Genomic DNA, 24,139 nt, shown 5'->3' on the forward strand with positions numbered 1-24,139 from the left:
GCAACCATGAGTCGACATAACCTAGCGGGTACATTTTTAGTGATTGCATTGCTGGCTGCCCTGGGCGGGTGCCAGGGTTCGGCAGAAGATAAAGAAAAGGAAGGAGCGGCTAAGACGGCCCCGGCCAAACGGGATATCAATAGCCTGAAGCTGACCAAAAATCAGTTAAATACTGTTGGAGTTGATCTGGTCAGTCTGGAATCGCGGGTACTGGAGCCCATTATCTATGCCAACGGGGTCATTACGTTGCTGCCCGACAGCAAGGCCGAAGTAAGCAGCCACATCAGCGGCAAGATCGAACAGATCTACGTGCGTGAAGGGCAGGGGGTTCGGAAAGGGCAGGCACTGGTGAAACTGTCCAGCTTCCAGCTGCTGGAACTGCAGAACGATTACGCAGCGGCCGCCAGCGATGCCGAATACCTGCAGGCGGAATTCAAGCGGCAGGACGAACTACGGAAAAGCAACATCGGCGTCCTGGCCGATTATCAGGCGATCGATGCCAAACTGAAAGCGGCCATCGCCCGCCGGACAGTGCTGAGGAGTAAGCTGAACCTGCTGGGCGTGAAAGCCGGGCTGGCCCTGCAAGGGCACCCGACCAACATCGTCATCATTCACGCGCCCATCAACGGCTTTGTGTACAAGTTCCACGAGAATATCGGCGCGACCATCCAGCCCGAAACGCTGCTGGCCGAAGTGATCGACGCCAGCCGGGTACAGGCCGATGTGTTCGTGTACGAAAAAGATGCCAACTACGTTCGCGAAGGGCAGGCCGTGGAGCTGAGTTTTGTAAACCACACACTGGCCCCCGTTAAGGGAACGGTGAAATACATCTCGCGCTCGATCGACAACGAAAACGGGGCCATTACCCTGCACGTCGTTTTCGACCGGCCGAAAAACAGTCCAATGCTGCTGGCCGATATGACGGTTCAGGCCCGGCTTGTGGGTTCTGGCAAGCGAAAGAGTACGAATACCCTGCCGCGTACGGCCATTCTGGACGATGGAACGGACAAATACGTCTTCGCGACCAGCGAAGGCAAAGGGGATACGATGACCTTCCGCCGGGTAAAAGTTGAGCTGCTGAGTCAGGGCGAGAAATTTGTGGAAGTACGGCCCGTAGACAACCTGACATCGGCCATGAAAATAGCCAACAATAACGTGCTGGCCATTGAAGCCGAGCGCAAGAAAAACGAGTAGCAAAGCAACCAAACACGCAGCAGGCGGCACCGCGTTCCGGATAAATATGACCGGATACGTTGTGCCGCTTTGCGTTTATCTATAGTTTCGTCAAACGAATCGGGCAATAACGTTGTTTCCACTGGATTCGGATACCTAATTGCACCTCAATGCTCCTCAACCTGTTGCTGACCCTGTTGCTGGTCGGATTGAATGGTTTTTTTGTAGCGGCAGAATTTGCCATCGTTAAAGTACGCTCGTCTCAACTTGAACTAAAAGCCCAGGCCGGCAATGCATCCGCCAAACTGGCTACCAATATGGTATCGAATCTGGATGGGTATCTGGCGGCTACGCAGTTCGGTATTACGCTGGCCAGTCTGGGGCTGGGCTGGATTGGCGAACCCGTTGTTTCTCAGATCCTGATTGCTGGTTTTGAACTGGCGGGCTTATCACTGAGGCCCGAGCTGGCGCACCAGATTGCTCTGCCCGTCGCCTTTGCGCTCATTACCGTATTACACATCGTCTTTGGCGAGCTGGCCCCCAAATCGCTGGCCATCCAGCGTTCTGAAACCACAACCCTGCTGGTGGCCTACCCACTTCAGGGCTTCTACGTAATATTTCGCCCGTTTATCTGGCTGCTTAACGGCGTAGCCGGTCTGGTCCTGAAAGGTTTTGGTATCGAAGCCAGCCACGGCAATGAGGTCCACAGCCCCGACGAACTGAAATTTCTGGTGCATCAGAGCCAGGAGGAAGCCGACACCTCGAACGACAACACCCAGACGGACGATCTGACCATTGTTGAAAAAGCCTTTGATTTTTCGTCGCGTACCGTCCGGCAGATCATGACGCCCCGGACCAATATTTTTGGGGTTGACGCCAGCAAATTCAACGAAGACACGCTGGAACTGATCCTGTCCGAGAACTACTCCCGGATTCTATGCTACGAGGATGACCTCGACCACGTTCTGGGTATTATTCACCTGCGCGAACTGCTGGTGTGGCTGCGGAAAAACCCGTCGGTCGACCTGCACCAGCTTATCCGCCCCGCGCTGATCGTGCCCGAAACCAAACGCATCCGGGTGCTGCTGCGCGATTTCCAGCAGCAGCGGAAACACGTAGCCATCGTTGTCAACGAATACGGCGGCACCGAAGGACTGGTGACGATGGAAGATATTCTGGAAGAGCTTGTGGGCGAAATTCAGGATGAGTCGGATGATGAACGGCCTATGGTGGAGCAGGTCAGCGACCGTACCTACGCCGTACTAGCCGGGCAGTCGCTTGACGATATGAACCCGTTGCTGCCCCACCCGGTACAGAAGCGCGGCAACTACGAAACGCTAGCGGGGCTACTGCTGGACCGCTTTGGCCGCCTGCCCGAAGTCGGCGAAAAAACCGTCATCGACGAATACGAAGCGACGATTCTGGCAAAAAACGGGAACTCCATCGAGCGGGTCGAACTACTGGACGTATCGGAAGAAGACTAAGAAAAGCAGACAGATCTGGGGCAGGCCGTTCGGTTTATCGAAGGGGGAGAAGGCGTAATCCTGAGCCACTTTTGTCAAAAAAATTAATCTTATTCGGCTGGAAAGAGTTACTATATATATGGATCATCCCACTGGATGGCCCGTACGATTTAGTTTCTTTTGCTAACATTAGAATCGCCCGTGCTATGGCTGATAAGTCTGTCAATCTTGACGAGTTAAGTATCAATACCATCCGGTTATTATCTGTTGACCAGGTTCAGAAAGCTAATTCCGGTCACCCTGGCTTACCACTGGGTGCTGCGCCCATGGCCTACGTACTCTGGTCCCGTTTTCTCCGCTTTAATCCCAAAGATCCACATTGGCCCGATCGCGACCGGTTTGTCCTGTCGGCGGGTCATGGGTCGGCCCTACTGTATAGCCTGTTGCATCTCTACGGCTACGATCTGCCGCTGGAAGAGCTGAAGAACTTCCGGCAGTTCGAATCCAAAACGCCGGGTCACCCCGAATCTAACCTGACGCCGGGTGTTGAAGTAACGACCGGACCACTGGGGCAGGGGTTTGCCAACGGGGTGGGTATGGCTATGACCGAAGCGTTCTTGGCGGCTACCTATAACCAGGACGACCACAAACTGGTCGATCACTACACGTATTCGATCGTCAGTGACGGTGACCTGATGGAAGGGATTGCTTCCGAAGCGGCTTCCCTGGCGGGGCACCTCAAACTGGGTAAACTGATCTACCTATACGACGATAACCTGATCTCGCTCGACGGCCCGACGAATCTGGCCTTTACTGAAGACCGGATGCAGCGCTTCGATGCCTACGGCTGGCACACCCAAACGGTGGAGGATGGCAACGATATAGACGCCATTGAAGCGGCCATCAAAGCCGCCCAATCGGAAACCGAACGGCCGTCTATCATTGCAGTACGTACTATCATTGGCTACGGTAGCCCGAAAGAAGGTACCAGCAAAGTACATGGTAGCCCACTGGGCGAAGAAGACACCAAAAAGGTAAAAGAGTTTTTTGGGTTTGATCCCGAAAAATCGTTCGTTATTCCGGACGAAGTCAGGGATTATCTGCTGCAGGCCGGTCAGAAAGGGGCTGATTTGCAGGCCGACTGGACTAAACGATTTGAAGCATATAAGGCCGCTTTCCCAGATAAAGGAAGTCTGTTTGCCACCTCATTCGAGCATAAGCTACCCGAAGGATGGGATGACGACCTGCCCGTTTTCGACGCCAATGGCGACCCGCTGGCTACACGGCAGGCATCGGGCAAAGCACTCGAAGCGCTTAAAAAAACAGTACCGTTCCTGTTCGGCGGCTCTGCCGATCTGGCTTCGTCCAATGACATGCCGACTAAAGGTGATGTCAGCTTTCAGCCTGGTCATTACGACCACTCGAATATCTGGTTCGGCGTGCGTGAACACGCGATGGGCGCTGCCCTGAACGGCATGGCCCAGCACGGCGGGGTGCATCCGTACGGTGGTACGTTCCTGAACTTCTCCGATTACATGCGGGGCGCTATCCGACTTACGGCGCTGGCTGAATCGGCTGTTACGTTTGTGTTTACCCACGACAGCATCGGCCTGGGCGAAGATGGCCCAACGCACCAGCCCGTCGAGCAGGTGGTTTCGTTACGAACTATTCCAAATATTATCGTTATTCGTCCCGCCGATGCCAACGAAACCGTTGAAGCCTGGCGTGTAGCAATGACCCAACCGAAAACCCCCGTATTGTTGATATTGAGTCGGCAGAAATTGCCAATTCTGGATCAGAAAAAATACGGTTCAGCCCGAAAGGGTGTCGAGCGGGGGGCGTATATCCTGAACGAAGCCGAGGGGGGAAAACCTGAATTGATTCTGATCGGTACCGGTTCGGAGGTGTCGCTGGTGATGAAGGCGCAGGAAGAACTGCAGAAGCAGGGCATCCCGACGCGGGTGGTCAGCATGCCATCCTGGGAACTGTTCGAGAAACAGGACCAGGCGTATCATCATGAGGTACTACCCCCAACGGTCAGAAAGCGGCTGGCCGTTGAAGCGGGTTCACCGATCGGCTGGCATAAGTACGTCACCGACGAAGGAACGACTATCAGCATGAACCGCTTTGGTTTGTCGGCCCCCGGCGAGGAGGTTATGGCCTATTTCGGCTTTACTGTGGATAACGTCGTGAAGGTGGCGCACACGATTTTGCAGGAGCAGCCAGCCGGAATTGAAAAGAAAGAAGTACTCTCGTAAGAGTCATTTATGCCCGGTAATGGGCTCAGTCTAACATTAACCTAGTTATAAACATGGCAACGAGTAACGTAAAGAAGATTCACGATTTTGACCAGAGCATCTGGCTGGATTTCATTGACCGGAAAATCATGGATTCCGGCGACCTGCAGAAACTGATCGATGAGGACGGCGTACGGGGTGTAACCTCGAATCCGGCCATTTTCGAGAAAGCAATCAGCAGCAGCTCGGATTACGACGCCGACATCAAGGAACTGGCGCAGCAGGGTAAAAGCAACGAAGATATTTTTTACGGACTGGCCATCAGCGATATTCAGCGGGCTGCCGACATGTTCAAACCCGTGTATGAAGAAGAAGTACGCGGGGCCGATGGATACATCAGCCTGGAGGTGTCACCGCACCTGGCGCGCGATACCGAAGGCACCGTTAAACAGGCGCGTGAACTGTGGAAAGCCGTTGGCCGGGAGAACGTCATGATCAAGATTCCGGGAACGGTTGAAGGACTGGCGGCTATCCGGACCTGCATCAGCGAAGGCATCAACGTGAATGTAACCCTGCTGTTCGGACTGGAACGTTACGAAGCCGTAACCGATGCTTACATCTCCGGACTGGAAGATCGGGCCGCCAAGGGCGAGTCGGTTGATGGAATTGCTTCCGTTGCCAGCTTTTTCCTGAGCCGGATCGACGTACTGGTTGATCCCCAGCTGGACGAAAAAGGACTGGGCGAGCTGAAAGGCGAAGTCGCCATTGCTCTGGCCCGGAAAGCGTACGAAATCTACCAGCGCGTATTCAGCAGCGATCGCTTCAAAAAGCTGGAAGAAAAAGGGGCTACCCCCCAGCGGGTACTTTGGGCCAGCACCAGCAGTAAGAACCCCGCGTTCTCGGACGTGAAATACGTGGAAGCGCTGATCGGTCCGAAGACGGTGAATACCGTACCGATGGAAACGCTGGAAGCCTATCGCGATCACGGTCAACCTGCGGATCGGTTGGCGGCCGGCATCCCGGAAGCAACGGACGTGCTGAAAAAAGCTGAAGCGGCTGGTATTGATCTGGAAGGCGTTAGTCAGCAGCTGGAAGACGAAGGCATTGAGAAATTCAATAAGCCGTACGACAAACTGCTGGCGGCTATCGACGAGCAGAAACAAAAGGCCCTTCAGACGGTCTAATTCTAGTAATCAGCCGGTTCTGTCCACCGTCAGTACATTCCGTTGTGGGTGTAAGGCTGGGGGCAAACCGGCTGGTTCATTTCCACCTCTTAGCATTACCTATTTTCACAATGACTTCTCAAGCAGAACAGCAGGCTGTTTTCGGCATGATCGGGCTCGGTACCATGGGGCGCAACCTATTGCTGAACATGGCCGAACATGGCTTTCCCGTAGTGGGGTATGATATCAACCCCAAACAGATCGAAACGCTGGAAAACGACGGGGCCGGAACGCCCGTAAAAGGCTTTACGAGCCTGCCCGATATGGTTAAAGCCCTGAAACCACCCCGGGCAATCATGATGCTGGTTCCCGCGGGTAAACCCGTTGATGACGTGATCGATACGCTCACGCCCTTGCTCGAACCAGGCGACATTATTATTGACGGTGGAAACTCCCACTTCACGGATACCGTCGTTCGCGACAAAAATCTGGATCAGAAAGGATTTCACTTCTTCGGGATGGGGATTTCCGGTGGCGAAGAAGGCGCGCGGAAGGGTCCCAGCATGATGCCGGGGGGCGATAAAGAAGCTTATCAGTCGATGAAGCCCATCTTTGAGGCCATTGCCGCGAAAGTAGACGGGACTCCCTGCGTAACGTACATCGGACCGGGGGCTGCCGGGCACTTCGTAAAGATGGTGCACAACGGGATCGAATACGGCCAAATGCAGCTGATTGCCGAAACCTATGAGATTCTGCGGAAGGGCCTGAAACTGGAAAGCGACGAAATCCATCAGCTGTTTGCCAAATGGAATGAAGGCCGGTTGCAGTCGTTCCTGATCGAAGTAACACGGGATATTTTCGCCTACAAAGAACCGGGCAGCGATCATCTGCTGCTGGACGATATTAAAGACCAGGCGCGGGCCAAAGGAACGGGTAAATGGACATCGCAGGTGGCTATGGACCTGCAAACGCCGATCACAGTGATCGATACGGCCGTGTCAATGCGGGACCTGTCGAAATACAAAACGTTACGTACCAAGGCCGCCGAACTGTACGGCGACGAGTACCCAACGCTGGACGTTGATAAGGAAGCCTTCCTGGAGAGTTTGGAAGAAGCACTGTATTTCAGCATGATCATGTCCTACGCGCAGGGCATGCACCTGCTCTACCAGGCATCGATTGCGTACGAATACGAGCTGGATCTGGCCAGCATTGCTACGATCTGGCGCGGGGGCTGTATCATCCGGGCCGCCTTCCTGGAGGACATTCGTAAAGCCTACGACACTAATCCGAAGCTGGAACACCTGCTGATGGATCCCGCCGTGAGCGAGATCGTGAAAGCGGGTATCGGCGATGTACGTACGGTTGTTGGTGCCGCCGTTACGTCGGGTATTGCCATGCCAGCCTTTGCATCCGCCCTGTCATATTTCGACGCGTTCCGGAGCGAAAACATGCCGTCGAACCTGATTCAGGCACAGCGTGATTACTTTGGCGCGCATACCTATGAACTGATCGGCAAGGAAGGCGTTTTCCATACCCACTGGACTGCCATGCCAGGCAAGCCATAAACTCAGTGAGTTAGCCTAAAACCATCGGTCGCGGTCCGGTCATATGCCGGACTGTCGACCGATTTCTTTTTTATAAAGGCTGTTCCGGCGGTATATTGGGCCCTGATGCCGTGATTCAGCTGAAGGCTCGGCTCGTCCAGCAGTTATCTAATTAGTTGTCACAACGAAGTTGTTTTCATGATTTCCCGTCGAACATTCATTCAGCAGTCTGCCCTTGCTACGGCGGCTGTCATGACCGGACCTACCCTGCAGGTGCAGGCCGATTTCCCCGTTGTCCGTATTCCCGAGAAGGACCGGAATTTTAAAAGCCAGGCCGTCGAGAGCACCATCAAAACCATACAATCCAGCGTTGGCAATAAAGAACTGGCCTGGTTGTTTGGCAACTGCTTCCCCAATACGCTGGATACTACGGTCGATTACCAGCTGCTCAATAACAAACCCGATACGTACGTCATTACCGGCGATATTGACGCCATGTGGCTGCGCGATTCAACCGCGCAGGTCTGGCCGTACCTGCCCCTGACGGCATCCGATAAACCCCTGCAGCAGCTTATTGCGGGTGTGATCAACCGGCAGGCAAACTGCATTCGCAAAGACCCGTACGCCAACGCCTTTTATAAGGACAATACCAAAGAAGGGGAGTGGAAAGACGACGTAACCGATATGAAGCCAGGCCTCCACGAACGCAAATGGGAAATCGACAGCCTGTGCTATCCCGTTCGGCTGGCCTATGGGTACTGGAAACGGACCGGTGACACAACGCCGTTCACCGCCGACTGGGCCGAGGCAATGGGCCTGATCGTGAAAACCTTCCGGGAGCAGCAGCGCAAGAACGGTAAAGGCCCCTATAAATTCGAGCGCAAAACAACCTGGGCCACGGATGGTGTGCCGCTGGGGGGCTACGGCTACCCTGCCAAGCCCAACGGACTGATCTGCTCCATGTTCCGCCCCAGCGACGACGCGACGATCTACCCCTACCTGGTGCCGTCCAACTTCTTCGCCGTGGTGTCGCTGCGGCAGATGGCCGAATTGCTGAAGGCAACCGGCCAGCAGAAAGCCGTGGCCGACGACGCGCTGAAACTGGCTGCCGAAGTGGAAACGGCTCTGCAGAAACACGCGGTCGTAACGCACCCGCAGTTCGGGAAAATCTACGCCTTTGAGGTGAATGGCTTCGGTAGTTATAACCTGATGGACGATGCCAACGTACCGAGTCTGCTGTCGTTGCCGTACCTGGGCGCCGTTAAAACCAGCGACCCGGTTTACCAGAACACCCGTAAATACGTCCTGAGCCAGGAAAACCCGTTCTTCTTCTCGGGTAGCGTAGGAGGAGGTATCGGCGGACCGCACACGGGGCTGGATATGATCTGGCACCTGGGCGTCATCATGCGCGGGCTCACCAGCACAAGCGATGCCGAAATCAAAGAATGTCTGGCTTTACTGCAGCGGTCGCACGGGAACACGGGTTTTATGCATGAGTCGTTCCACAAAGACGATGCGACTAAGTTTACGCGGAAATGGTTTGCCTGGGCTAATACCCTCTTCGGCGAATTTATGCTGAAGACGTTCAACGAACGCAAAGCGCTGCTGGCGTAGCCGATACGTACAAGCAACCGGGAAATCGTTACGTTGCGGCTCAGTTGCCGGATAGCGTAGCGGTTTCCCACCAATGGGTGCGCAGCATCTGGAAACAGGTCGTTCAGTTCCGGGGATCGATCGGCTTGGTAACGAATAACGTACTGCCGTAGCCGTACGAGTCCCTGATATCCTCGGCGGCTGTAGAGTGAGTGAAAGCAACGACGGGCAACTGACAGAAAGCCGACTGTGGGTGCTTGATCTGCTGGAGCAGATGTCAGCCTGTCTGCCGGTCGGGCAGGCAAAGATCGAGCAGAACCAGCTTGGAAAGAAGGTTACCCTTAGCCAGACAGCCGTTCAGATGAGTCATGACCTGCTCCTGAGTAGCCACCCGGACGGGCGTCACCTCGGGAAGCGCCCGCTGTATCTCCAGACGGATTAACTGCCCGTAATCATCGGCGTCTTCGATAACCAACAGCTGGGCCTGGTGAAAATTTTGGCTACTGGCCGATCGCTGGGATGCGTTCATTCGGATTTGTTGGAATTCATACTGCCCAACTACTTATTATACAGGCATAGACCGATTAATAAATAAGTAGGATTCTTTATCTGGATCGCCCAACAAAAACGAAGAGCAATCACTCATTACTACGCAAAAAGACGAAACGACGCTTAATTGGTTGTACAAGAGCTATACCACAACCGCTATTCACTGAACCGAACGTATGAATGAACTAACAATTCCTGCTGCGGCTTCTACCCCTGAACTAACTGTTTATCTATTCGCTCGTCGGGATGCTATATTAAGCAACTGGCGAAGTGCCTGCGAGACAGACGCTGGCATCCATACGGTGTCCACATTGTCGACGGAGGAGTTCAATGATCGGGTTCCGCTGCTCCTGAACATCCTGATTCAGCGCCTGCGTGGTGAAGATGAGGAAGCCGATCCAATCACGGTGGCTCGCGAACATGGGCTGCACCGCTGGCATAAAGGCTATATGCTGCTTGAACTCACCCAGGAGGTTGGTCATTTGAGTCAGACGCTGGCCGAAGAACTGGAAACGTACCGGGCGCTTTATCCTGATGCCAGTCCCAATGAACTGATGCGGGCTTATCAGGAGGTAATCTGGATCAGCAAAGAAACCGTTGAAGGAAGCGTGACGCAGTATGACGAATTGGCTACGGCAGCGGCTATGAGTCGGGCCAATACGTTACAGGCTGCGCTGGAACAGGTAAATGAACTGGCTCGCCAACGGAGTAACCTGCTCAGAACGTCCAGCCACGATCTTCGGAGCAGCTTCAGCGTGATTCAGGGAGCTGCTTTTCAACTGGATATGGAAAACCAGAGCCAGGAAGAACGGGAAATGCTGATGGAAATGCTGAATCGCAACCTGACGAATGTGCAAAGTATGCTGCAGAGCCTGATGAGCCTGGCGCGTCTGGACGCCGGGCAGGATTTACCCGAAATCAGTGAATTTGATGTAGCAAAATTACTGCATGCGCTGGTAGACGGGGCTCAGGCACTCGCCACTGAGCGGGGACTGACGCTGCTGGCCGATGGGCCCGATGATATAATTGTGTCGAGCGATGCGGTCAAAGTTCAGCGGATAGTACAAAACCTGCTTTTGAACGCCCTGACCTATACTGCATCCGGAATTGTGTCGGTTTCCTGGGTACGCGAAGATAAGTACCGCTGGATACTGAGCGTACAGGATTCGGGACCAGGGTTACCCGATGATGTCGTTCAGAACGTGGCTGTCTTTCTGAAACCAACTCAGGATTCGACAAAATCGATGGATGGAGTACCTTCGGGCTTAAACCACACTAAACTACCAACACCCGAATCGCCCTCGGCAACGCCCCCTGCCCGGCGGGGCGAGGGTATTGGTCTGCACATTGTCAAGCGGCTATGTGAGCTGTTGGATGCGAATCTAGATATCGAGACCGGACCCGGTAAAGGAACGCTGGTGCGGGTTCGATTTTTAATCAACTACAAAAGCTAAACCACTGGTCGAACGATCAGTTCCAGCCAGTCGGTCTTACCGGCTGGCTTTTGATTTGTTACGACTCCCCAGCCACAGCAGGGCGCCGATAATAAGCTTATCCTGATCGGGGTTGCCGAACGTAAACGACAATTCCCGGTTGGTGCCGTTGTCATAGTCAATGTCGTTGTGGCCCATGTTCACGTAAAGCATACGGTAGTTCTTGTTCGTCCACACGACTGGATAGTATCCGCTATGCCAGATTTCGTGCGGTTTGGGACCGGTACCCAGCGGATAGCTGCTGGAGTCAATGGAAATTAGAATATCAATATCCGGATTCTGACGTAAATCCTTTTCCCAGCGGTACCACTCGTTGGGTGAGGCTTTAAACGTAGCAGGCAACTGCTTCGTGGCCGGGTGCTTCCGGTCTTCGACCCGCAGCCTGGCGGAGGTAGGCCGCCAGGTGTTGCTCTTGTAAGCACCGGCGCCCAGGAACTCATTGTGATACCAGTTCCAGTTCTGCGGGTAGGTCGATGGCGTGAGCGCGAAGGCGGCAAAATGAAACCCCAGCCAGCCCCCGCCGTTTTTCATGTACTGCTCAAAAGCTGCCCGCTGGGCCGGAGCTTCGGGACGCGTATCCAGAAAAACGACGACCTGGTAATTGCGCAGAAAATCGGAATTCAATTTCGTCCAGTCGCTGGTAGAATCGTAAGCGAACTGGTACCTGGCGGCCATTTTCGGGAACCAGCGGTTAGCTTCGTGCACAAAACTGATATGCGCCCTGTCATTTCGGGCCGTGTAAAACGCGATCACCCTGAATCGGGATGGGGTTTTCTGCGCCCAGGATTGGTGCGTCAGACAAAACAGAAACAAAGCAAGAAGGGCGTGCACGAAGCGAGGCAGCATAGAACGAATCAGGTCGGGGTAGAGGTTTCGGGTTGAATGATAACAAAGCGAATCAACGGAAACTCCTGTTTGATTCGCGCCTGCAGCCGGTCGATAACCTGGTTGAGATCGGTGGTAGTCAGTTCCTCGCGAAAAGCCAGAATCAGCATTAAAATTACTTCTTCCGGCGACTGATACGTTGATATAATATGCTGCGACTGAAGAACGGCAGGGTCATTTTCGACCAATTGACTGATTTTGGCCCGAACTTCGGGCGATAAGCCTTCGCCCATCAGCAAACTACGGCTCTCGCGGGCCAGGATGATGGAAACGATCACCAGCAGAATACCCACCAGCAGCGACGCGATCCCATCCAGCACGGGCATGTTAAGCTGATGTTCCAGAAAAAGACAGACCAGTACAATCAACAACCCTAGTACAGCCGCTCCGTCCTCGAACAGGACCAGAAAACTGGATGGGTCTTTGCTCACCCTGATCGCTTCCCAATAGCCCAGCTCGCCCCGCACTTTATCGAACTCCCGAATGGCAATAATCAGCGACGTCCCTTCAAAAACTACGGAAAGTCCCAGCACTACGTAACTCCAGAGGGGATCCCCCAGCGGTTCGGGCGCCTGGATGTGCAGAATACCCTGGTAGATGGACAGACCACCACCCAGTCCAAAAATCAGAATGGAAACAATAAACGAATAGAAATACAGCTCTTTGCCGTAGCCAAACGGGTGAGCAGCATCAGCAGGCTTCTTGCTCTGTCGTAATCCGAACAGGAGCAGAATCTGGTTGGTGGTATCGACCAGAGAGTGGAATCCTTCGGCGATCATGGCTGCGCTGTTGCTGAAGCTGCCCGCAACGAACTTGGTAATGGCGATGGCGACGTTAGCGATCAGAGCACTGTAAATGGATTTGTGGGCGGCAGCCATTGGCAGATTATGGATAAAGAATGAGTGGAGAGCTTCCGTATAGCAGAACGCCAATCCATTCAGATGGTTTTTAACGAACTACTATCCCGCTGCCCAAGTTTGTAATTACAAGCCTAAACTAATCGTTAATCAGTTCCTTTGATAGGGGGGATGCCGGGGTTTTGAACAGACAGATGGATGAATCGAATTGAATTTTTGACCCTAAGCGGCTTCGGGCTGCTCCCCTTCAGACTTCCTATGTATACAGCGATCCCAGACCCCGAGATGTATCGATTTAAAGACGATGGCCTGATTCCGAACAGTACGTACCCGCTGCTGCTCTACCGCAAGGCGTTCACGGACCGGGGGCCGGCGGGGGCACTGTGGCTGGAAGAACAGTTCGCGGCCAACAACTGGACAAACTCCTGGCGAAACGGCGTTTTCCCGTATCATCATTACCATAGCACCACCCATGAAGTACTGGGCATTTATAGCGGCTCGGCACAGTTACAACTGGGTGGAGAGCAGGGGCAGGCCGTTACCGTCAAAGCTGGTGACATTGTTGTGATTCCGGCTGGTGTAGGGCACAAGAATCTGACATCGTCGTCTGACTTTGGTGTGGTAGGAGCCTACCCCGATGGACGGAACTTTGACGTACTGCGCGGTCGACCCGGCGAACGTCCCGACGCCGATAAGCGTATCGCAGCCCTGCCATTACCCGAAACAGACCCGTTGCTTGGCAAAACAGGCGGACTAGTCGCCTTCTGGAAATAGATCACACGAATGTACGTTTGAAGTCTATCTTGAAGATTATATCTATATATTTATCTTTATTGATGTGTATGCGAAATACAGCTAAAAACGAACTGTTTTAGGAGGCAAAACAAAATAGTATTCTGGTTTGCGTTCGTATCAGACAAAAAGCGAAGCGGCAGCGAAGAAGATTGGTCGATTTGAAGGAAATCTTAGAATTTTTCCGAAGAAAAACCTGTTTATTTGACAGGAGCCAGTTTTAAAACTGCCCGTCACACGGTATATTTAGATCAAAATTTAACCGCCGGATTATTAATGCTTCATAGAGGGGTTTGCCAGACAACTTTTCCAAAATCACAGGCCGAATTGGCCAACCAATTATTCGACGAAGCCGTCAAGCAGTTCCTACTGAACTGGATGGAGCACGCAACCATCAGCGGCCTGGCAAATTCCTTTACCATCGATACCACGCCCCATAGCTTTGTGGAAGAAGGTGCTCTGCGCACGTTTTTTCGCCTGCATGTGGAGGATGCTCTCGAACTGTTGATGACAGATCGGGTCATTGCCCGCCATCTGCTCCGGCCAATCAGTGAGGTTTACTTCGAGAATGACGCGTACGAGCCAATGTTAGCCCGCTTTGAGCGCCGTATCTATAACCTGGCCATGCACCGCGAACACCTGGAAGTGCCTTTCCGGTACAGTTCACCGAGTCGCCAGGGTGATTATGGAGATACCCTCATCCCGGCAGTTACGTCCGACGAGCCAATCCGCGAGGATATTGGTATGTACTTCGGTACTCGCCGGAGCGACGAAACCGCTCTGTCAATACTGGGCGGCCAGCTTCGTCGGGAAGTAGCTGTTTCGGCACCCTCAGCGTTACCAATTCATATTATTACAGAAGGATACATGACTGAATCGCTGCAGGCGGTTCGTGAACACGCGGCCATGCTGGGTAGTATTGGTGAGACGCAACCGCAATGCTTTATCATTCAGCGACGCCATGCGGCTGACGATCGGCACCTGGGGGCGGCCCTCTTGCTGATGGACCCGCAACACCCGGGACGCCCCCAGCGGATTATTTTCGGCGATACGCTGAACCCCGGTGGACAGCCACCCTGGTGGGATAAATTTCGCGCGAAAATCGATAGTGTCTTTGCCCAGCCGGAAGGCGTAGCACCCGTATCGGACATTCTGGAAGATGGGGGTGTGAAGCTTCAGCGTCTGCATGATGGCGTTCCCGTTCGGCATCAGGATATTGACTGCGCCTTCTACACCGCGTCCATGTGCCGTTCGTTAATTCAGCTTATTCACGAAAGCCCGGAATTGGTCTTGACGGGTGACATTAAGTCAATTGTGAGCCGGATGACGGCGGGTATGCCCGAATATTACGAAGAAGCCGACCAGCCCCGTTCCCCCGAACTCGTTCGGGAAGAGAACGTTGTTCGGCGGTGGAATACGGGTCAGGAGGCTCTGCGGAAGATCTGGCAGCGCCAGACAAATGCGCCGAAAGCAGCGCTGCCCCTAAAGGCTGTCGCTGCGTCGTAGCCGGATTAACGATTACCGCTTTTCGTCGTTTTCTTGGTTGTTGCTGTCTTTTTCGTCGTGGTAGGCTGACTACCCGTACCATCAGGCGAAGCACTGCGGTTTTTAGTCTTTGCTTTAGGCGGTACGTACATATAGGACCGGCTGGAGCCTTCGTCGGCAATGGTCATGCTTTGGGCCATACTGGTAGTTGGTCGTTTGCCCTCGGTAAGATAACCGGTACCCGTTGAGGCTGTTGAGCCACCGCTCTTGCCACCGGTTGTTGATTGGGCTTGGCTGTAGGTGAACCCCAGTAGGCATAGGCTGAGCGTTGCGAAAATCGTTTTCATAAGCGTGTTGAGTAAAGATACTTGGGTTAATCGACCATTACGTATACTATAACAACAAGCGCCCCGGCATAGCTGTTCAACTAGGCCGGGGCGCTTGTTTATTTTTTAACCGGTAATTAACGGGTAAATCAGGCCCAGGCCGTCCGCAGGAAACGAAGCCAGTTGCCATGCATGACGTTCCGAATATCTTCGTCCGAGTAGCCGCGCTGACTCAGCAAATCCGGAATTTTCTGCAGATCGGCGATGGTTTCCAGATCATACGGGCTCTGTTCTTTGCCAAACGCCCCATCCAGATCCGAGCCGATACCAATGTGATCCGCGTTCCCGGCAATCTGGCAGATGTGGTCGAGGTGATCAATCATCACGGCCAGGTTGCAGTTCATCCCCTCGGGCGTCGACTGACCCCGGACCCAGTTAGGTACCATCATCCAGGCATCCAGCGCCCCACCAATGACGGCTCCCCGTTCGATTAGTGCTTTGATCTGGTCATCGCTGAACTGCCGGTTATGATTGACCAGCGCCCGGCAGAGATTATGGCTCGCCCAGACGGAGCCATTAAAATGGTCCAGCGCTTCCCAGAAACTGTCATCGCAGAGATGCGTAGCGTCCAGGATGATATTGAACCGCTCCATTTCCTTTAACAACTCATGCCCGGCTGGTCCCATGAATCCTGTAGCGTCGGTACCCTGCGCGTAACGACCGGGCCCGTAGTGAGCCGGACCAATAGCGCGGAGACCATATTCATAAGCCCGCTCGACGTACGCCGGCGTGACAATCGAATCGGCTCCCTCCAGGCTTAGGATATAGCCGATGGGTTTCTCGTCAACCGGTGTATCGTCGCTCCAGAGAACAATATGATTTTCCAGTTCGTCCAGATTTCGAATGGGCGTCATCTCGCCGTCTTCGACCATGGTTTCGTACCAGATACGCTGCCCCTGCGTCTGCGCCCAGGCCTGCTCGGGTGAGTGCCAGCCCGGTAGTGGATTGTCGGGTGCTACGTACCGGCCAATCTGGGTGGCCACGACCAGGCCGACTTTTCCCCGACGTAACTCCGGAAACGATACGGTGCCTCTCGCCCGGTCGGGTTTGTCGGTTAAACCAATTTCCCGATCCCGGATGGCGTCGATGGGCTGCCGCAGATCGCGGTTCCACTCCAGCGCGTTCATGCTGAGGTCGAGGTGAGCATCAATGGTGAACATACTCGTCAACGATTTTTAAGTAATTGGCTTCGCGAACTGCGTTACTAGCGAAAACTACACAGCAATGATCCGGTCGCGGGCTACCGTTGCCCACTCGCCGGTAACTAGCCCGTCTTCGATCGTGAACGCTCGCTCGTAGAGCGCGACGGTGGGGCAGATGTGATTCGGGATGCCATACAGTACGTCGCCGATCTGATACGTATGACCCGCACCGGCTTCAACAACCAGATGTTCTTCGCTCTGGCCGATGGCTTTTAGTTCAGGCGCGTTCAGGAACGAGACCCGCAGGCCCAGCTCGCACTCGGCCGCAATGGATTTGTGGCCCAGATCGAGGCACAGTTTGGTATCGTCAGGTAGGGAAATAACCCGCGTAACGACCAGCGCTGCGGGTAAAAATGGCTGCTCTGCTAAAGTCGCGCCGTAGCCTTTATCCCAGTAAATGAACGTACCGGGGCTGCACTCCACCGGTGGCAGGCCGTCGATATGACGTTTCGTGTGAATCGGGAACGTCGGGCTGCCACCAGCAACGATGAGCGGGGGGGCAAATCCGTCCGCAGAGAGTGCTTCGGCTAGTTGCTGAACGGGGGCAAAGGCCGCGTCACACTCCGCCGTCCGCTGCGCCAGGTCAGGGTTACGGATATGCCCGTCATAAGCATGTAATCCCACGGGCCGGATGCCACTTAACTGCGTCAATTGCGCGTAGAGCGTCTTGGCGTGTTCGTCAGGCGCGATCCCAGTGCGGTTCATGCCCACGTTCAGGTCGACATACACGGGAATGGAAATCTCTGCTACTGACGCCAGATCAGACAGTTGCAGAGCCGTGGCCAGGTTGTCAACCAGACAGGAGAACAACGTATCAGGATATTTCTGAATCAGCTCGACGAAACGTTGCTGTTTGGCACCCACTGGCTGGTAGGCCAGCAAGACGTCCGTAGCCCCCGCCATCGCCAGCATTTCGGCCTCGGCGATGGTCGCGCATTTGAACTTCTGAATCCCTGCTTCCAGCATCAGCCGGGTCGCTTCCCGTGACTTATTTGTTTTGACGTGGGGGCGGAGCCGATTTACGTCATAGATCGCCTGCGTGAGCAACGTAACGTTTTCCCGTACCCGATCCGGATAAACGACCAGCGCGGGGCTATCCAGCTGCGCTACGTTATCAATGACGTACCAGTTTGAATCGCTCATAAAGAAGATAGATGAAGGAGGAAAGACGCAAGAATAAAGACATTAGACAAAACACGGCGGTAGCAAAGATTTTGTCTAGTGTCTTTATTCTTGTGTCTACCGTCTCAAATTCTCTGTTATACCAGTTCAAACAGAGCTTCGATTTCAACGGGGATGTTGTCGGGCAGGGAGCCGAAGCCAACCGCCGATCGTACACCGATTCCGTTCTCTTCACCCCATACCTGCGCGAACAGTTCACTGCAGCCGTTGATGATGTACGGATGCCGCTCGAAATCGGGCGTACAATTCACCATGCCCAGCACTTTGATGACCCGTTTTACCCGGTCCAGGCTACCCAGATTCTCTTTGATGGTCGAAAGCATAGTCAGACCGACCTGACGAGCGGCCAGTTTGCCCGCTTCCATGTCCATGTCGGCACCAATCCGGCCAATGATCAGACTTTTGTCGTCCTGCACAGGACCGTGACCCGATAGGTACAGGTATTTGCCGTCAATGAGGTATGGTTTGTAAACGCCCAGCGGAGTGGGAGCAGGGGGCAGCGAAAGACCAGTCTGCGCAAAAGCGGAATCGGGAGAAAGGGTGGTTTGCATAAAAAAGCAGAAAATTAAATAAAGACGTTGATTATCAGGACACCCGCCAGACCAATGACAGCCACCAGGGTTTCCATCATGGACCAGGACCGGATTGTGTCTTTCAAACTTAGGTTAAAATACTCTTTGAACATCCAGAACCCCGGATCGTTGACGTGCGAAAACATTAGACTGCCCGCGCCAATCGCGATCACCATCAGGTTTGGATTCACCTGTTGCTGGGTCATCAGCGGGGCAATAATACCCGCGGCAGTTAGCCCCGCCACCGTGGCTGAACCCAGACAAACCCGGATGATCGCGGCAATGAGCCAGCCCAGAATCAGCGGATTCAGCGAAACGCGCTGCAATTGGTTCGCAATCTCCTGGCTGATGCCGCTATCGGACAGGACTTGCTTGAACGCCCCCGCCCCGGCAATGATCAGCAGAATCATTGCTACGTCCTTGGCGGCCTCTTCGTAGATACCCATGATCTGTTTCATGGATTTTCCCTGTTGCAGGCCCAGCGTCAACGTAGCGACGGCTACCGAAAGCAACATCACCGTGGCTGGATCGCCGATGAACGTCATCAGGCTTTTTATCGCCGGATCAGCCTGAAAGGCGAACGTAAATACCGTGGTCAGGGCCAGCAGCACGACTGGTAATAAGGCCGTCAGAAAGCTGTTGGCAGCACCGGGTAACGTATCGGCTGGCCGGGCTTTGGTGGCGAAAATGTCCAGCGGTTCAGATTTGATGTTTTTCAGCGTCTGGGCATAAACGGGACCCGCCAGAATGATGGTTGGTACGGCGATAATCAGTCCATACAGCAACGTGACGCCCATATTGGCCCCAAACTGGGCGACCAGCGCGGCCGGGGAGGGATGCGGGGGCAGAAAACCGTGCGCGACCGATAAGGACGAGAGCATGGGCAGGCCGATGTATACCGCCGGTAGCCGGTACTGATACACGACCGAAAAGATGAGCGGCACCATCAATACGAAGCCGACGCTATAAAACAGTGGAATCCCGATGATGAACCCCGTGCAGACCAGTCCCCACTGGATATAGCGGGTACCGAAGAGACTCATCATGACGTCGGCAATTTTCTGGGCGGCTCCGCTTTCGGCGACCAGCTTGCCCAGCATGGCCCCGAGCGCAATGACGATTACCAGTGAGCCCAGCGTATCGCCAATCCCTTTCTGCACCGAGTGCGCGATACCCGTCAGCGGTACGCCGAGAAGCCAGCCCGCCAGCATCGACGTAACGAGGAAGGCAAGAAACGGGTTGACCTTGCCCCAGGTAATCAACAGAATAAGCAGCAGCAGGCAGATACCAACAATCAGAATCGACATAGTGTAAGGCGGGTTAAGCGGCAAAGTAATAGAACAGACACCAGGAAAGGCAAAGCAGCGGCCTATTCCAGCCGCAGTTTGCTGATCTTCTGGGTGTCGCCCTCAATCTTCAGACCATCCTGAATCAGCACCGCGCGGTACTCAATTTCGTCGTACGACTGAATGTTACTGCCAACGATTTCCAGGCTCTGTTCGCCGGTTTTTGAGATAGGGTAAATGTCCGTGCTGGTCCATTTCTGGTTGAACTCTTCGTTCAGCGACGACTGCACCGGCCGGTACTCAAAGCCGATCCGGTAGTTTTTACCGTGGCCCAGTTTCAGTACGTTGGCCAGCAGACGCAGGTTACCGTTGGGCAGTTTCTCGGCTTTTACCGTACGGAACTGAGTGGGTTCCAGAGCGGGTGCTACGTTCTTGAATTTCACCACGACGGGGTTTGGCCATTTGTGGTTATTATAAATCCGCTGCGCCCGTACCACCGAAATCTCGATGCCTTCGGGTGTTTGTTTGAACCGGGTTTTACCGTCCAAGTCGGGTTTGTATTCCACTACGTTGCCGCTTTGCCCCAGCACGCTCACTTCCGTGTTGGCCGTCGTCTTGATGGAACGCAGCAAAAAGTTTCGGCGCTCGCCCCGTGGCCACTCGGGCATGTTCGTGATATAGGCGTAAACGGTATTGCCATCCTTGCTCTTGGTCAGCCAGATGTCGCCCTCGTTCCGCACAATCCAGGGCCGCACGTCGTGCACGGCTTCCTGGTTGATGAAATGCCAGGCCCCAATTTCCATCAGGCGTCCCTGCTGCCCTTCGTTCAGTTGGCCCCACTGCGTTGGTCCCACGTTGAGCAGGTAGGAGCCGCCCTTCGCCCGCGATTCAATCAGGATGTTGATCAACTCGGTACCCGACTTGTAGTGGTCGTTGGTGGGTTTATAATTCCAGGCGGTTCCCATCGTCATGCAGCTTTCCCAGGCTGAGCTCAGCGTTTCGCCGGGCAGGTATTGTTCGGGCGTTTGCAAAACGCCCCGCGTCACTAGGCAGTTGGGCTGGTATTTCCAGACGGTCGCTTTGACCTCTTCGCGCAGGACGTCGCTGTCGATGAAGAACAGATCGACGGGGCCGTAGTTGGTCATCAACTCTTTGCACTGCGCTTCCACGAACTGCTTGTATTTGGCCTGAAACGGCTTGGCTTTCTCCCAGTGATCGTCGCGGGTGAGGTCTTTCATCCCGTTGCGGTACGCAAATGAGAAATCTTCGGGCGAGTAGTAAAAGCCAACGGCTAGCCCCCATTTGCGGCAGGCATCGACGTATTGCCGGACGATGTCTTTTTTGTAAGGCGTATTCATCACCCCAAAATCGGTGGTTTTTGTATCCCACATGCAGAACCCCGCGTGGTGCTTGGTTGTGAACATAATGTACTGCATACCCGCGTTCTTGGCCAGGATAACAAGCCGCTCGGGGTCCCAGTCTTTCGGATCGAAGGTTTTGGGCAGTTCACTAATGTAGCGTTCAATGTAGTCCGGCGATGCGCCTACGAGTGAGTGACTGATCACGACGCCCAACTGGGTATCAACATTCCAGTGAATAAACATGCCAAAACCAGCATCTTTCAGCCACTCTTCGCGTTCAGGTTTGTTATGATTTACGCCAATCTGGGCGTGAGTGATCGAGAGGAATGAACTTAGGAATAGGAAGGTGAGTAAACAGAAGAATCGCATAGGAAAAATGAACTACACTACTGAATAAACGAATGGTACTAAAATTAGTCGACCCGGAACTCGTCGAGCAGGAGCCAGGCTTTGCCACCCGCCCCGTATTCACCCGCCGGGATAACGCCCTTATTGGTGGCCTGCATCCGTACGTAACGGGCGTTGACGGGCGCGAACCGGGCATCGACGGCATTGATCCCGTTCACCGGAAACTGAGTCTGGGTGAATACGTTCTGATACGTTTTACCATCTTCCGAGACCGCCAGCCGAAGCATGGTAGGTGCCCACATCCGCTGCCAGTGATAATTCAGAACGTGGGTGCCGATCTGAGAAATGGGCTGGGTTTTTTGTAGATCAATGATGACTTCGGCGTCGTCGCCCTGGAAACCAATCCACTCACCGGTGTTGTAACGGCTGGTGCCCACTACGCCATTGACCGCAACCAGCGGACTCGCGGGTTTGTAGCCGCCTTTGGGCGCGTTGGTGAACGTAACGGGCTTGCCGGTGGCTTTGCTGATGGTCAACTGCTTCTCGAACACGCGCCCCTGATGCTGGTCTCCCGCAAAAACGGCGGCTTTAACAACGCTGCTTGTCGCGATCGTAACCGGCTTTGTGTACAATAGACTGGCAGTTGTCGGCGACTGACCATCGGTTGTGTAACGAACCGTAGCGCCGGGGAGCGTAGTAGATAAGGTCAGTTGAAGCGTACCGTTGGCGTTGACGGTTACGGAGTCGGTCAGTTCATCGAACTGGTCAGCGTAGTGGACGTTACGTTGGGTGAGCAGAGGTTCGTGAATCCGCAGTCGACGCAGGAAATCCGGGTAATTGCGCTGCTGCCGCGGACTCCAGCCCATTTCGGCAACGGCCAGTGCCCGGGGGAAAATCATATATTCTGCCTTCTCGGGGCTATCCATGTACTCGCTCCAGGCATTGCCCTGCACGCCTTTCAGGTACTTTTCTTCCTCGGCTTTCAGGTCCGCCGGAACAGGTTCGTAACTGTACGTTTTGCTCAGGGGCGTATAGCCTGCCGCCGTCAGGGGCTCGGCGGGGTAGAGCGACTGGTAATAATCGAAATAGACGTACGGCTCCGGCGTCATGATGGCGTCGTGCCGTTGCCGCATGGCCTCAATACCGCCCTGGATACCCTGCCAGCTCATCACCGTAGCGCCGGGCGATAGGCCACCTTCCAGAATTTCGTCCCAGCCGATAATCTGGCGACCCTTACTGTTCAGATGTCGCTCAATCCGACGGATTACGTAGCTCTGTAGTTCGTGCTCGTCTTTGAGGTGTTCAGCTTTGATGCGGGCCTGGCAGCGGGCGCAGGTTTTCCAGCGGTTTTTTGGACACTCATCGCCCCCGATGTGGATGTACGTAGACGGAAACAGCTGAATGACTTCATCCAGTACGTTTTCCAGGAACGTAAAGGTGCTGTCGTTGCCCGCGCAGTACACATCGTCAAAAATGCCCCAGAACGTAGCCGCCTGGTAGGGACCACCGGGCGATCCGTCGGGCTTCAGACAACCCAGTTCGGGTTTTGCGCTCAGAGCCGCCAGCGCGTGGCCGGGCATTTCGATTTCGGGAATAACTGTGATGTGGCGCTGAGCTGCGTACCGGACCAGATCGCGGACCTCGTCCTGCGTGTAGTAACCGCCGTAACGCTTGCCGTCAAAGCGGTGGGGGAGTTCCTTTTTATGGCCGATCAACGTTTCGTTCCGATACGCGGCCGTTTTTTGTAATTCCGGGTAACGTTTGATTTCAATCCGCCAGCCCTGGTCGTCGGTCAGGTGCCAGTGGAACGTATTGAATTTGTACAGCGCCAGCTGGTCGATGTATTTTTTGAGGAACGCCAGCGGAAACATATGCCGACTCACGTCCAGGTGCATTCCCCGGTACGAAAAACGCGGGTAATCATCAATCCGGGCCGCGGGTATCCGAAACGACGACGACCGGGATTGATCCAGCAGTTGAACGAGGGTTTGCAGGCCGTAAAAAAGTCCGGTTTCGTTATGTCCTGTCAGCGTGATAGCGCCGGGAGTAATATGGAGCTGATAACCCTCAGATTTGGGAATCAATGCAGAATCCAGCCGCAACTGAATAGGGGAGCTGCCTTTGGTTGTGCCGATTTGTAACGTAAATTTCGTTACGCTGGCAATCGTTTGCTGGAACAGCCGGAGTAATTCGGGAGAAACGGTGCCCGATAAGCGGGTTTTGGACGTAAGCTGAAACGTGCCTGTTTCTGGCTGATAGGAAACGGGCTGTGGTATAATCGCAGGTTGTTGCGCCCTGGAAAAAGTTGGCTGGGCCAAAACTGGAGCCCAGCCAATCCCGATTACTATTAAACCTATGAGTATTAAATGCCGGAACATCTGCACGTTTAGTTAGCCTGCCAGCAATCCGCTTGTCGGCAGAGTTACCTCATCAGTTCTGGTAAGCTGATGCCAGTCAATTCACAATTGCTACTGCGCAAGACTATGAACTTCAGGGTATGGTGTCAGACGAGTGAACGTACTATCAGTTTGCAAATAGTGCGTTGTTTTTGGTGAGGTATGTGCG

At 54.1% G+C, this 24,139-nt stretch carries 19 protein-coding genes; 9 read left to right on the forward strand and 10 right to left on the reverse strand.

From position 1 onward, the window contains the following. The first annotated feature begins 6 nt into the window (after positions 1–6). The 6 genes from HU175_RS12850 to HU175_RS12875 all read left to right on the forward strand — a co-directional run bounded on the left by HU175_RS12850 (position 7) and on the right by HU175_RS12875 (position 9,197). Positions 7–1,194, forward strand: coding sequence for an efflux RND transporter periplasmic adaptor subunit (locus HU175_RS12850; protein ID WP_176566980.1), 1,188 nt, complete (start codon positions 7–9; stop codon positions 1,192–1,194). A gap of 149 nt (positions 1,195–1,343) precedes the next feature. After that, positions 1,344–2,657, forward strand: a complete 1,314-nt coding sequence (locus tag HU175_RS12855) for a hemolysin family protein (RefSeq protein WP_176566981.1) — start codon at positions 1,344–1,346, stop codon at positions 2,655–2,657. 185 nt (positions 2,658–2,842) lie between these two features. Then, positions 2,843–4,894 carry a transketolase gene (tkt, locus tag HU175_RS12860; RefSeq protein ID WP_176566982.1) on the forward strand — a complete coding sequence of 684 codons (2,052 nt, stop codon included), beginning with the start codon at positions 2,843–2,845 and terminating at the stop codon, positions 4,892–4,894. A gap of 53 nt (positions 4,895–4,947) precedes the next feature. Further along, positions 4,948–6,057, forward strand: coding sequence for a transaldolase (tal, locus tag HU175_RS12865; protein WP_176566983.1), 1,110 nt, complete (start codon positions 4,948–4,950; stop codon positions 6,055–6,057). A gap of 110 nt (positions 6,058–6,167) precedes the next feature. Further along, entirely contained in the window at positions 6,168–7,604 is a 1,437-nt protein-coding gene (gene gndA / locus HU175_RS12870; RefSeq protein ID WP_176566984.1) for an NADP-dependent phosphogluconate dehydrogenase, read from the forward strand. Positions 7,605–7,784: 180 nt separating this feature from the next. Further along, entirely contained in the window at positions 7,785–9,197 is a 1,413-nt protein-coding gene (locus tag HU175_RS12875) for a glycoside hydrolase family 125 protein (protein ID WP_176569209.1), read from the forward strand. A gap of 256 nt (positions 9,198–9,453) precedes the next feature. On the opposite strand, the gene HU175_RS12880 is transcribed toward HU175_RS12875, so the two are convergent. Next, a complete protein-coding gene (locus HU175_RS12880) occupies positions 9,454–9,705 on the reverse strand; it encodes a hypothetical protein (RefSeq protein WP_176566985.1) in 252 nt (83 codons plus the stop codon). A gap of 196 nt (positions 9,706–9,901) precedes the next feature. Here HU175_RS12880 and HU175_RS12885 point away from each other — a divergent pair, with 196 nt between their 5' ends. After that, positions 9,902–11,179, forward strand: a complete 1,278-nt coding sequence (locus tag HU175_RS12885) for a sensor histidine kinase (RefSeq protein WP_176566986.1) — start codon at positions 9,902–9,904, stop codon at positions 11,177–11,179. Between the two features lie 36 nt (positions 11,180–11,215). Here the strand turns inward: HU175_RS12885 and HU175_RS12890 are convergent, their stop codons facing one another. Both HU175_RS12890 and HU175_RS12895 read right to left on the reverse strand, forming a co-directional pair. Next, positions 11,216–12,064 (reverse strand): ThuA domain-containing protein, encoded by an 849-nt coding sequence (locus HU175_RS12890; RefSeq protein WP_176566987.1) that lies wholly within the window; start codon positions 12,062–12,064, stop codon positions 11,216–11,218. Positions 12,065–12,072: 8 nt separating this feature from the next. Continuing rightward, positions 12,073–12,981, reverse strand: coding sequence for a cation diffusion facilitator family transporter (locus HU175_RS12895; RefSeq protein ID WP_176566988.1), 909 nt, complete (start codon positions 12,979–12,981; stop codon positions 12,073–12,075). Between the two features lie 237 nt (positions 12,982–13,218). On the opposite strand from HU175_RS12895, the gene HU175_RS12900 reads away from it, so the two are divergent. Further along, the gene (locus HU175_RS12900; RefSeq protein ID WP_228724146.1) at positions 13,219–13,734 is read left to right on the forward strand and encodes a cupin domain-containing protein; all 516 of its coding nucleotides are present in this window, start codon (positions 13,219–13,221) and stop codon (positions 13,732–13,734) included. A 345-nt stretch (positions 13,735–14,079) separates the two neighbouring features. Continuing rightward, complete coding sequence (locus HU175_RS12905) at positions 14,080–15,258, forward strand: hypothetical protein (protein WP_228724147.1); 1,179 nt, start codon at positions 14,080–14,082, stop codon at positions 15,256–15,258. Between the two features lie 5 nt (positions 15,259–15,263). Here HU175_RS12905 and HU175_RS12910 read toward each other — a convergent pair whose 3' ends face one another. The 7 genes from HU175_RS12910 to HU175_RS12940 all read right to left on the reverse strand — a co-directional run bounded on the left by HU175_RS12910 (position 15,264) and on the right by HU175_RS12940 (position 23,892). Next, complete coding sequence (locus HU175_RS12910; protein WP_176566991.1) at positions 15,264–15,584, reverse strand: hypothetical protein; 321 nt, start codon at positions 15,582–15,584, stop codon at positions 15,264–15,266. Between the two features lie 128 nt (positions 15,585–15,712). Continuing rightward, on the reverse strand, positions 15,713–16,783 hold the full coding sequence (locus tag HU175_RS12915) for a dipeptidase (protein WP_176566992.1): 1,071 nt from the start codon (positions 16,781–16,783) through the stop codon (positions 15,713–15,715). Positions 16,784–16,837: 54 nt separating this feature from the next. Next, positions 16,838–17,968, reverse strand: a complete 1,131-nt coding sequence (locus tag HU175_RS12920; RefSeq protein ID WP_176566993.1) for a D-TA family PLP-dependent enzyme — start codon at positions 17,966–17,968, stop codon at positions 16,838–16,840. 116 nt (positions 17,969–18,084) lie between these two features. After that, entirely contained in the window at positions 18,085–18,558 is a 474-nt protein-coding gene (locus HU175_RS12925) for a RidA family protein (RefSeq protein WP_176566994.1), read from the reverse strand. A 14-nt stretch (positions 18,559–18,572) separates the two neighbouring features. Next, a complete protein-coding gene (locus HU175_RS12930) occupies positions 18,573–19,886 on the reverse strand; it encodes a gluconate:H+ symporter (RefSeq protein ID WP_176566995.1) in 1,314 nt (437 codons plus the stop codon). Positions 19,887–19,948: 62 nt separating this feature from the next. Continuing rightward, on the reverse strand, positions 19,949–21,595 hold the full coding sequence (locus HU175_RS12935; RefSeq protein WP_176566996.1) for an alpha-L-fucosidase: 1,647 nt from the start codon (positions 21,593–21,595) through the stop codon (positions 19,949–19,951). Between the two features lie 44 nt (positions 21,596–21,639). Further along, positions 21,640–23,892 carry a family 20 glycosylhydrolase gene (locus HU175_RS12940; protein WP_218036992.1) on the reverse strand — a complete coding sequence of 751 codons (2,253 nt, stop codon included), beginning with the start codon at positions 23,890–23,892 and terminating at the stop codon, positions 21,640–21,642. Between the last annotated feature and the right edge of the window lie 247 nt (positions 23,893–24,139).

Source organism: Spirosoma sp. KUDC1026 (genome assembly GCF_013375035.1).
GTDB lineage: Bacteria > Bacteroidota > Bacteroidia > Cytophagales > Spirosomataceae > Spirosoma.

What these genes read in the sequence shown, in the direction of transcription:
- HU175_RS12915 (WP_176566992.1), bottom strand. Translation starts at nt 16,783, where the DNA reads ATGTTCACCATTGATGCTCACCTCGACCTCAGCATGAACGCGCTGGAG.
- HU175_RS12895 (WP_176566988.1), bottom strand. Translation starts at nt 12,981, where the DNA reads ATGGCTGCCGCCCACAAATCCATTTACAGTGCTCTGATCGCTAACGTC.
- HU175_RS12880 (WP_176566985.1), bottom strand. Translation starts at nt 9,705, where the DNA reads ATGAACGCATCCCAGCGATCGGCCAGTAGCCAAAATTTTCACCAGGCC.
- HU175_RS12935 (WP_176566996.1), bottom strand. Translation starts at nt 21,595, where the DNA reads ATGCGATTCTTCTGTTTACTCACCTTCCTATTCCTAAGTTCATTCCTC.
- gndA (WP_176566984.1), top strand. Translation starts at nt 6,168, where the DNA reads ATGACTTCTCAAGCAGAACAGCAGGCTGTTTTCGGCATGATCGGGCTC.
- tkt (WP_176566982.1), top strand. Translation starts at nt 2,843, where the DNA reads ATGGCTGATAAGTCTGTCAATCTTGACGAGTTAAGTATCAATACCATC.
- tal (WP_176566983.1), top strand. Translation starts at nt 4,948, where the DNA reads ATGGCAACGAGTAACGTAAAGAAGATTCACGATTTTGACCAGAGCATC.
- HU175_RS12910 (WP_176566991.1), bottom strand. Translation starts at nt 15,584, where the DNA reads ATGAAAACGATTTTCGCAACGCTCAGCCTATGCCTACTGGGGTTCACC.
- HU175_RS12890 (WP_176566987.1), bottom strand. Translation starts at nt 12,064, where the DNA reads ATGCTGCCTCGCTTCGTGCACGCCCTTCTTGCTTTGTTTCTGTTTTGT.
- HU175_RS12885 (WP_176566986.1), top strand. Translation starts at nt 9,902, where the DNA reads ATGAATGAACTAACAATTCCTGCTGCGGCTTCTACCCCTGAACTAACT.
- HU175_RS12900 (WP_228724146.1), top strand. Translation starts at nt 13,219, where the DNA reads ATGTATACAGCGATCCCAGACCCCGAGATGTATCGATTTAAAGACGAT.
- HU175_RS12850 (WP_176566980.1), top strand. Translation starts at nt 7, where the DNA reads ATGAGTCGACATAACCTAGCGGGTACATTTTTAGTGATTGCATTGCTG.
- HU175_RS12920 (WP_176566993.1), bottom strand. Translation starts at nt 17,968, where the DNA reads ATGAGCGATTCAAACTGGTACGTCATTGATAACGTAGCGCAGCTGGAT.
- HU175_RS12855 (WP_176566981.1), top strand. Translation starts at nt 1,344, where the DNA reads ATGCTCCTCAACCTGTTGCTGACCCTGTTGCTGGTCGGATTGAATGGT.
- HU175_RS12930 (WP_176566995.1), bottom strand. Translation starts at nt 19,886, where the DNA reads ATGTCGATTCTGATTGTTGGTATCTGCCTGCTGCTGCTTATTCTGTTG.
- HU175_RS12925 (WP_176566994.1), bottom strand. Translation starts at nt 18,558, where the DNA reads ATGCAAACCACCCTTTCTCCCGATTCCGCTTTTGCGCAGACTGGTCTT.